General features: G+C 62.9%; 12 protein-coding genes, 4 tRNA genes and 1 rRNA gene. 16 read left to right on the top strand and 1 reads right to left on the bottom strand.

What is annotated here, in order from left to right; genetic code table 11:
• The first annotated feature begins 268 nt into the window (after nucleotides 1-268).
• From VGH98_04325 to murI, 5 genes are all read left to right on the top strand, one after another.
• Entirely contained in the window at nucleotides 269-661 is a 393-nt protein-coding gene (locus tag VGH98_04325) for a RidA family protein (GenBank protein ID HEY2375177.1), read from the top strand.
• 140 nt (nucleotides 662-801) lie between these two features.
• The gene (selD, locus tag VGH98_04320) at nucleotides 802-1,770 is read left to right on the top strand and encodes a selenide, water dikinase SelD (GenBank protein HEY2375176.1); all 969 of its coding nucleotides are present in this window, start codon (nucleotides 802-804) and stop codon (nucleotides 1,768-1,770) included.
• Nucleotides 1,771-1,777: 7 nt separating this feature from the next.
• Nucleotides 1,778-1,874, top strand: a tRNA-Sec gene (locus tag VGH98_04315).
• On the top strand, nucleotides 1,846-2,508 hold the full coding sequence (locus VGH98_04310) for a hypothetical protein (protein ID HEY2375175.1): 663 nt from the start codon (nucleotides 1,846-1,848) through the stop codon (nucleotides 2,506-2,508). Before VGH98_04315 ends, VGH98_04310 begins: the two co-directional genes overlap by 29 nt.
• A complete protein-coding gene (gene murI / locus VGH98_04305; protein HEY2375174.1) occupies nucleotides 2,505-3,308 on the top strand; it encodes a glutamate racemase in 804 nt (267 codons plus the stop codon). The genes VGH98_04310 and murI overlap by 4 nt, the downstream gene beginning before the upstream one ends.
• Here the strand turns inward: murI and VGH98_04300 are convergent.
• Nucleotides 3,249-4,028 (bottom strand): UDP-2,3-diacylglucosamine diphosphatase, encoded by a 780-nt coding sequence (locus VGH98_04300; protein ID HEY2375173.1) that lies wholly within the window; start codon nucleotides 4,026-4,028, stop codon nucleotides 3,249-3,251. The two genes, murI and VGH98_04300, sit on opposite strands and share 60 nt — an antisense overlap.
• A gap of 75 nt (nucleotides 4,029-4,103) precedes the next feature.
• Here VGH98_04300 and VGH98_04295 point away from each other — a divergent pair, with 75 nt between their 5' ends.
• The 11 genes from VGH98_04295 to VGH98_04245 all read left to right on the top strand — a co-directional run.
• A complete protein-coding gene (locus VGH98_04295) occupies nucleotides 4,104-4,526 on the top strand; it encodes a thioesterase family protein (GenBank protein ID HEY2375172.1) in 423 nt (140 codons plus the stop codon).
• A 54-nt stretch (nucleotides 4,527-4,580) separates the two neighbouring features.
• Nucleotides 4,581-5,252, top strand: a complete 672-nt coding sequence (locus tag VGH98_04290; GenBank protein HEY2375171.1) for a hypothetical protein — start codon at nucleotides 4,581-4,583, stop codon at nucleotides 5,250-5,252.
• Complete coding sequence (lptE, locus tag VGH98_04285) at nucleotides 5,227-5,733, top strand: LPS assembly lipoprotein LptE (protein HEY2375170.1); 507 nt, start codon at nucleotides 5,227-5,229, stop codon at nucleotides 5,731-5,733. Before VGH98_04290 ends, lptE begins: the two co-directional genes overlap by 26 nt.
• A complete protein-coding gene (locus tag VGH98_04280) occupies nucleotides 5,727-6,074 on the top strand; it encodes a hypothetical protein (protein ID HEY2375169.1) in 348 nt (115 codons plus the stop codon). Before lptE ends, VGH98_04280 begins: the two co-directional genes overlap by 7 nt.
• Entirely contained in the window at nucleotides 6,071-6,559 is a 489-nt protein-coding gene (gene rfaE2, locus VGH98_04275; GenBank protein ID HEY2375168.1) for a D-glycero-beta-D-manno-heptose 1-phosphate adenylyltransferase, read from the top strand. The genes VGH98_04280 and rfaE2 overlap by 4 nt, the downstream gene beginning before the upstream one ends.
• A complete protein-coding gene (gene rph / locus VGH98_04270; protein ID HEY2375167.1) occupies nucleotides 6,546-7,274 on the top strand; it encodes a ribonuclease PH in 729 nt (242 codons plus the stop codon). The genes rfaE2 and rph overlap by 14 nt, the downstream gene beginning before the upstream one ends.
• Nucleotides 7,271-7,888 carry an RdgB/HAM1 family non-canonical purine NTP pyrophosphatase gene (gene rdgB, locus VGH98_04265; GenBank protein ID HEY2375166.1) on the top strand — a complete coding sequence of 206 codons (618 nt, stop codon included), beginning with the start codon at nucleotides 7,271-7,273 and terminating at the stop codon, nucleotides 7,886-7,888. Before rph ends, rdgB begins: the two co-directional genes overlap by 4 nt.
• Before the next feature lie 38 nt (nucleotides 7,889-7,926).
• A tRNA-Pro gene (locus VGH98_04260) sits at nucleotides 7,927-8,000 on the top strand.
• 58 nt (nucleotides 8,001-8,058) lie between these two features.
• Nucleotides 8,059-8,136, top strand: a tRNA-Arg gene (locus tag VGH98_04255).
• 15 nt (nucleotides 8,137-8,151) lie between these two features.
• A tRNA-Lys gene (locus VGH98_04250) sits at nucleotides 8,152-8,224 on the top strand.
• Between the two features lie 493 nt (nucleotides 8,225-8,717).
• A 16S ribosomal RNA gene (locus VGH98_04245) occupies nucleotides 8,718-8,852 on the top strand; the annotation flags it as partial.

Below are 8,852 nucleotides of genomic sequence, written 5' to 3'. Positions count from 1 at the left end.
ATGACTGTAGCTTGATGCACATCCAGCCCGACATTCTTCACTGTCCTTTTCATGAGGGCCGCTCCTGGCTGTGACCTGTGGTTTGATGACACTTCCACAGTAGCAGTCAGGGGCGTGCTCTCAATATCCGTGTCAGCGGCCCGTCGGGTTCACGACCGAGCGCTGCACGGCAAACCTGCTGAAACATCATTACTTCAGGAAGCTTCCGCGACAGACTATCATCAGCGCGAAGCCTCAGCGCACCCTCGTTCAGCAAGGAGAAAGACTCGTGAGCGTAACGCCAGTCAAGACGAACGACGCACCAGCGGCCATCGGGCCGTATTCGCAGGCCATCACTGCCAATGGGTTTCTCTTTACGGCGGGCCAGATCGCGCTCGATCCGTCAACGGGACAGATCGTCGCCGGCGATGTCGTTGCCCAGGCCGAGCGCGTGCTGACCAACCTGAAGGCCATTCTCGACGCGGCCGGCGCATCGTGGAGCGATGTCGTCAAAACCACCGTCTACCTTCACGACATGAACGATTTCCCGCGCGTCAACGAAGTCTACGCGCGCGCGCTCGGCACCGCTCGACCGGCGCGCTCGACGGTGCAGGTCGCCGGGCTCCCGCGCGCCGTGCTCGTCGAGATCGATGCAATTGCGGCGCTGCCGCGTAGTTCCTAACGAGTAGCAACGTGCCGGCGGCGATGTTGCCGCCTGACGTCAAGCAATCCGCATCAACGCCAAACGTGAGTTCGAATCCGACGCGCGAGGAGCTGTTTCGCCTAACGGCTTTCGCGCGCTGCGCTGGTTGAGCCGCCAAGTTGGGTCCGGGTGACCTGTCGCGGGCGCTCTCCGCGCTCCCACATCGGCCCGATCCGCGCCTCGTCGTCGGTCGCGAGACCTTCGACGATGCGGGGATCTTCGTGCTGTCGGATGATCTCGCGCTCGTGCAAACGGTAGATTTCTTCGCGCCGATCGTGGACGATCCGTACACCTTCGGCCAGGTCGCGGCGGCCAACGCATTATCTGACGTGTACGCCATGGGTGGCGAGCCGCTGACGGCGATGAACATCGTCGGCTTTCCGTCGGGAAAGCTCCCGCTGACTGTCCTGACCGAGATTCTGCGCGGCGGACACGACAAGGTGCACGAGGCCGGCGCACTCATCGTTGGTGGACACACCATCATCGACGAAGAGCTCAAGTACGGATTGTCCGTTACCGGTCGTGCCGACCCGAAGCGATTGCTCACCAACGCCGCCGCCAGGGTAGGCGATAAGCTTCTACTCACGAAGCCGCTCGGTACGGGCATCCTCGCGACGGCCGCGAAGAACGATCGTCTCTCCGGCACGCAGCACGAGATTCTCATCGCGTCGATGGTGCAGCTCAATCGCGACGCCAGTCGTGCCGCGCTCGCCGTTGGTGCCACGTGCGCGACGGACATTACTGGATTCGGTCTGCTCGGCCACGGGAATCACGTCGCCAAGGCGAGCAAGGCGACACTTCGCATCGACGTCGCGCGCGTCCCGCTTCTTCCCGGAGCGCGCGACGCGTGGCTGGCTGGCGTTCGTACCGGCGGTGCAGAGCGCAACGAGGAGTATCTGCGCGATCTCGTCGAGTGGGGAAGCGCCACCGACGTCGATCGCGCGCTCCTCATCGACCCTCAGACCTCGGGTGGTCTGCTCGTCGCGGTCTCGCCTCACCGAGTGGCGGAGTATCTTTCCCTCGTCCCAACAGCGGTCGAGATTGGTGACGTTGTCGCACGATCGGGGTGTGGAATCGTTCTCGTCTGAGCAATGAGGGGGTGGATGAAGTCTGGTGGCTTCCCTGGTCTTCAAAACCAGTGTGACCTGACTGCGTCGGGTCGGGTGGGTTCGATTCCCATACACTCCCGCCAACGCTCCCGTCGCTTTGCGTTCTGCGTCGTTGCCGCGTGCCTCTGGTTATTCGGCGCCTCTGCGCAGGCACAGAAGCCGGACACCACTCGCGTTCGCACGGACACCGCTCGCGCGCGCACCGACACCAGTCGCGCCCACGCCGACACGGCGCGCCGTCGTCGCGCTGCTGCGACTCCTGCGATTCCGGATTCTCTAAAGCCTCCGCTCAGCCCTCGCCGAGCCTTTCTCTATTCGGCGATCATCCCCGGCTACTCGCAGTCGAAGCTCGGCCGCAACAAGGCCGCTGCGGTGATGCTCACGGTGGAAGCGATTGCCATCGCGATGATTCGAGAATCCGAGACCGATGTCCGCGAGGCGCGGAGTATGAGCGGCGATAGCGTCGTCGTCAGTTACGTCGATGCAACCGGCGTCGCGCTGACCAACCCAGTGCCGGCTTTCCCACGCCGCTTCGACGTGCCCTACGTCCACGTTAGGCAGAGTCACGTCGAAGACTGGGTCGCCTTTCTCATCGCGAACCATCTCTTTTCCGGAGCCGATGCGTTCGTTGCCGCGAACCTGTGGGACGTTCCCGCGCAGCTCCAGATACGGGCAATGCCTGGTGGGGCGAGCATCGGCGCGAAGCTGACGTGGTGAGACGCGAGTCGCCCGTCGGCGTTTTCGATTCGGGTATCGGCGGTTTGACGGTTGCGCACGCCGTGATGCAGCAGCTGCCTCACGAGAGCGTCACCTACTTCGGCGACACGGCGCGTGTCCCCTATGGCCCCAAGAGCCCGGAAACCGTTAGGCGATATAGCCGCGAGATCGCCGCGTTTCTCGTCGATCAGGGAGTGAAGATGGTCGTCGTCGCTTGTAACACGGCGACAGCGCACGCGCTCCCGACGCTGCGTGAAACCCTGACGATGCCAGTGATCGGGGTCATCGAGCCAGGCGCGAGGGCTGCGGTCGAGGCGACGCGCAACGGCCATGTTGGCGTGATCGGTACGACGGGCACGATCAAGTCGGGTGCGTACGAGCGGGCATTGCGCGCCATCCAGCCGTCACTCCGGGTCACCGCGCGTGCCTGCCCGCTCTTCGTTCCACTAGTTGAAGAGGGATGGGTGAATCACGAGGCGACGCGGCTCGTCGCCGAGGAATACCTTGCACCGCTGCTTCGCGAGGACGTCGATACGGTGGTTCTCGGCTGCACGCACTATCCGCTGCTCAAAGGCGTCATCGGCGACGTGCTCGGCAGCAGCGTTAGGCTCATCGATAGCGCCGCAGAGACGGCGCGCGAGACGTCGTCCGTTCTCGGCACGAGTCACATCGCCGCAAGTGCGGAGGCCGAGCCGAGCCACCGCTTCATCGCCTCCGACGACCCTCTGATGTTCCTGCAGTTAGGCCAGCGCTTTCTCGGTGGTGCGATCGAGAGCGTCGAGGTGAAGACCCTCGGCTGAGCCATCCCATTGCCGAAGCTCGATGCGGTCCGTCGAAAGGCGGAGAAAGGTCGGCGAGTCGAGCCACGATCCGGCGTTCGCATACACGCCCCCGCTCGCCATCCGCATGAGTGCCGGTACGTGTGAATGCCCGTAGATGAGCAGTTCCAAATCGCGCCGCTGTGCCATCGTTTCCGATGCGATGCGGGCGAGACCCCGGCCGTGATCGCGTGCGCCGTAGCTGCGACTCGCGTGCGAGCTGTGGGTCGCGAGTCGCGTGCCGACGTCGGGATGCAGCCAGCGGAACGCCTTGATCGCCACGGGATTTCGGAGCACGCGTCGCAGCATTCGATAGCGTCGATCTTCGCGCGGTCTCAATCCATCGCCGTGCTCGATACGCGTGCGCCACTCCGCAACCGATCCTTCCCACGGACCTACGTGGTAGTCGATACCCACATCCTGGCGCAAGACGTCGCCGCCCCAGCAATCGTGATTGCCCGCGACCATCAACACACGCGTACCAGACTCCACGACATCGGCGAGCGCGGCGAGAATTCGAAAGCTCGAGCGCGGAATTACCGTTCGCCACTCGAACCAGAACTCGAACAAGTCGCCGTTCACGACGAGTGAGGCGGCGCGTCCGTGCAGGTGGCGCAGAAAATTCAAAGCGTCGCGTTCCACCTCGGGCTTCGCGAAACCAAGGTGCAGGTCGGAGAAGATGTAGCACGGCGACGGGAGCACGCGCTGATTCTAGTCTCGGCGCTCGCCTTTACAAAGGCCGACAGTGCTTTCAATCTTCGCCCATTCTCTTCACCGATGACGGACTCTCGAACCACTTTTCGGCGCACGACGCACGACATCGAATTTCGGGTGCGTTATGCCGAGACTGATCAGATGGGCGTGGTCTACCACGCCAACTATCTCGTCTGGTGCGAGATGGGGCGCACCGACTTCATCCGCCAGCTTGGCGTGAGCTACGCGGAGCTCGAGCGCAATGGCGTTTCGCTCGCGGTCTCCGAACTGTCGGCTCGCTTTCACGCGGCTGCCCGCTACGACGAGTTGATCTGCGTGCACACGATTCTTGCCGATGTTCGGTCGCGTATGATCGTTTTCGACTACCTGGTCTCGAACGCGGAAACGGACCAGCGCCTCGTATCTGCACGTACGACGCTTGTCTCTCTCGATCGCGTCGGAAAGCCGATCGCGCTCCCGCCCGCCGTTCGTCAACTGTTCCTCTGACGCGTTCGATCCGGACCACGGAACTCCTCGACGCATTCACGGTAGGACGCGATTGTGCCACGGCAATATCACACCCGTTCGAGCGCGCGCCGCTCGGTTTCTGCCGCGCTTCTCATCGCAACTGCCGGGATCGTCGCGGGGTGTGCTGCACCGCGCTTGCAGCCGCTGACCGGGGCGCCGGCACCCAAGGTGCTTCCGCAGGCGGAATTGGCACCCGGGCATCGCCGGATACTCTTCGACTGGCAACTGGATGATCGCGAGCTCAGTGGCCGGGGTGAAGGCATCGCCCGTGTCGCCAGCCCCGATAGTGCGCGACTCGACCTGTTTTTGGCAGGCGGTTTCGGAAGCGGCGCCGCGGTTCTCATCGCCGACTCGCTGCAAGTCACCGGCGGATCGTTGGCGCGCCGATTCGTTCCGCCGCCGGCTTTACTTTGGGCGACCCTTGGTCGTGTTGCGATACCGGCGGTGCACGACACTGTCGCGCGCGTTGACGGCGAGCTTCTACGTGTCGACATTGGTATGCCAGCCAGCTGGCGTCTCACCTTTCGGCGAGACTCGCTCGTCCGCCTCGAGCGAGTTCGCGACGGCCGCGTCATCGAGTGGGTTGAACGAAGTGGTGCGATCGTTCGCTATCGGAGCGAAGAAGCTCGACGCGGATTATCGCTCACCGTGAAGAGCGTTCAGGAGGTTCCGCCGTTCGATGCGTCGATCTGGGCCCCGTTTTAGCGCTATCATTGCACTCGCCACGCTCGTCGGTTGTGGTGTCCGCTACGGATTCGCCGGCGGTGGTCTGCCGTCGAACGTCCGCACGATGGCAGTGCTTCCATTCGACAATCAGACGACTTCCCCCGAAGTGCAGCGCGAACTGCTCGACATCATGCGCCGAGAGCTTCAGAAACGTCTTGGCGTACGAGACGCATCAGAGAGTCGCGCTGACGCCATCGTTCGCGGCGTGATCACGGCGTACGACGTCGACGTGCCTGTCGCCGTCAGCGCGAATCCCGCGACGGCAGTGACGGCCCGGCGTCGTCTGCAGGTCACTATTGACATCGAGATCGTCGAGCAGGCCAACGGGCACGTGCTCTTCCAGCGCAAAGGGCTGAGCGGTGACGGCGACTACGACGAGCGCGCCGAGGCCGCCGGGCGAACCAAGGCAATCGAGAAGATTGTGAACGACATCGTCGAAGGAGCCCAGTCGCAGTGGTGAATCGTGGTCGCAGCTCTCTGGGTTGCCTCCTCGCACTCCTGATTGTTGCGGCCGCGATGTTCTTTGGCGTGAACCTGGGGGAAGCGTACTGGCGCTTTTACCAATTTCAGGACGCAATGCGGCAAGAGGTTCGATTTGCAAAGCAGATTCCGGACGATCGCATCAAGCTCCACCTTTCTGCTCTGGCCGATTCACTGGGTTTACCTGAGGAGGCCACGGACATCACCGTGAATCGGACACGCAGCGACATCTCCGTGAGCGCCGACTACACGGAGCGTGTGGCGATGCCGCTCTTGGTGCGCGTGATCCGCTTCAATCCGCGCGCTCAAGGGCCCCTTTGAGCGATTCCAACATCGACCCGATTCCCAAAATCATGGATTGGGAACGGGCCGGCGCGTGGCGAGCGAAGCGGCGTGGGCGTTTAGTATTCACAAATGGCGTGTTCGACCTGATCCATCCCGGCCACGTCGACGTCCTGCTCGCGGCGCGCCGTCATGGTGACGCCCTCGTCGTCGGCGTGAACGGCGATGCGTCCGTACGGCGGCTGAAAGGACCAACCCGTCCCGTCCGCACACTGGCCGAGCGCAGTTATGTTTTAGCTGCCCTCGCGATGGTGGATGCCGTCGTCGCGTTCGAACAGGACACGCCGCTCGAGCTCATTCTTCATCTGCGTCCCGATGTTCTCGTGAAAGGTGGCGATTACGCCATCGAGACCGTCGTCGGTGCGCGCGAGGTTCACGGCTGGGGCGGAGACGTGCGAATCATTCCGCTCACCACCGGCCAATCGACCACATCGATCATCGAGCGACTCCGTGGCAGCAGATAGCGAACCGCAACGAATCGGACGACAACACCATGAGCTGAGGCCGATCACGCTCGAACGCGACGTCGCGCCGTATGCCGAGGGCTCGTGCGTCGTCTCGTTCGGCACGACGCGTGTGTTGTGCACCGCGTCCGTCGAAGACGGAGTTCCCAATTGGCGTCGTGGGCGGGGCGAGGGTTGGCTCACCGCGGAATACGCCATGTTGCCGCGGGCGACGCGAACACGCACGGCCCGTGAGCGATCGCAACTCGGTGGTCGCACGCAGGAGATTCAGCGTTTGATCGGACGCAGCGTGCGGGCGATGCTCGATAGCTTTGCGTTCGGCGAGTACACCATTCGGCTCGATTGCGACGTGCTCGTGGCGGACGGCGGAACGCGAACGGCGGCGATTACGGGATCGTGCGTCGCGACGATCGATGCGTTCAAGTGGCTCGTGTCGTCCGGACGCCTGGCGGAATCGCCGGTGCGACGGCGCGTCGCGGGCGTGAGCGTCGGAATAATTGGGTCGACTCGACGACTCGATCTGGATTATGCGGAGGACGTCGTTGCTGCCGTCGATATGAACGTGATCATGAGCAGCGAGGGTCGGTTCGTCGAAGTGCAGGGCACCGGCGAGCATGGCACGTTCGCGCGGGACGATCTCGATGAGCTCGTGAGCTTGGCAGTCGGCGGTCTGCAGCAGATCGACGCACTGCAGCTGCGCGCACTTCGCGCGTGACGGCCGGGCCGCTTCTCATCGCGACACGGAGCGCCGGGAAGCTCCGCGAGCTCCGTGAGCTCTTCGCCCGCTCGGGACTTCCGATTCTCGACCTCGATGAAGCGGATATCCCTCCATGCGACGTCGAGGAGGATCTCGAGACGGCAGACACGTTCGAAGAGAACGCGTTAGCAAAGGCTCATTACTTCGCTGGGGTCAGGGGCGGTCGCGTCATTGCCGACGATTCGGGTTTGGAAGTCATGGCGCTCAATGGCCGGCCCGGAGTGCGCAGCAAGCGCTGGAGCGGACGCACGGATCTCGCGGGTCGAGCGCTGGACGCGGCAAATAACGCGCGACTGCTGCGTGAGCTGGAGGGCCTAACGAATCGATCGGCGCGGTATGTGTGCGTCGCCGCGTTCGTGGAGGGTGGCGACATATTGACCAGTCGCGGCGAGACGAGCGGCGCGATCCTGGAAACGCCGCGCGGAGACGGAGGCTTTGGGTACGATCCGTATTTCTTTTCTGATGAACTGGGGAAGACGTTTGGTGAGGCGACGCTGGTCGAGAAGGAGCGAGTGAGTCATCGTGGTCGCGCGTTCCGCGGACTGATTGCGGCGCTGAAGGAGCGGCGTTGACCCGTGTTCTGGTGCTGGCTACATTTGAGCGCTCGTTGCGGGGCGTAGCGTAGCCTGGTATCGCGCCTGCTTTGGGAGCAGGAGGTCCCCGGTTCAAATCCGGGCGCCCCGACCTGGTGGGCTTGGACGGGCTTGGGAATGTGGGTGTAGTTCGTTCCGCTGAGTACAGAGCGCCAGTAGCTCAGACTGGATAGAGCAACAGCCTTCTAAGCTGTGGGTCGGGGGTTCGATTCCCTCCTGGCGCGCCACTCCTGATCCGACCTGGGCCGTTAGCTCAATTGGCAGAGCAAGCGACTCTTAATCGCTAGGTTGTAGGTTCGATTCCTACACGGCCCACTTGCCGTGCTACAGGGCCCCGGAACACCGGGGCCCTGTGCCATTTGTATGATCGGTGAGCTGCGGTCGCGCGCGCGGCCACGGAGGGAAAGTCGAGCCCGTTGGCGTCAGTTGCATTGAATGGTAATGTTGGTTATTATTCGTTCCCTCCTTGAATAAGCTCATAGCGTGCGCTCCACCGCGATTTGCGGTGCGTATTGGCGCGCGTGAGTTGTGTCGGAGGGTACCCACTTGGAGTCAACCGGGTCGCGGTTTGTGCGGCGGAGAGGGTTGACTGATGAGCGGGTCGCTGGTACAGTTAAAGGCTGTCGCCGAGAGCGACAAACGCTATTTGACAATCGATTTGGGAATCTGGATGTGCGAGGTGAGCTCGTTGAGCCGATGTCTGTTCGGGACGTCGGGGAGAGCTTGACCCGAACAATTCAGTGATTCGGACACGCTGTCATGCGCGACAGCGTGATGACAGCGGTTCGATGATCGAGCTATTTCAACTCTCTTGGAGAGTTTGATCCTGGCTCAGGACGAACGCTGGCGGCGTGCTTAACACATGCAAGTCACGGGGGCTCGCAAGGGCAACCGGCGAACGGGTGCGTAACACGTGAGTGACCTGCCTGGAAATGGGGGATAG

The sequence above is a fragment of the Gemmatimonadaceae bacterium genome (assembly GCA_036496605.1).
Classification (GTDB): domain Bacteria; phylum Gemmatimonadota; class Gemmatimonadetes; order Gemmatimonadales; family Gemmatimonadaceae; genus AG2.
The sequence above is the reverse complement of the archived record's forward strand: the minus strand, read 5'-3'. Positions and strand labels throughout refer to the sequence as shown.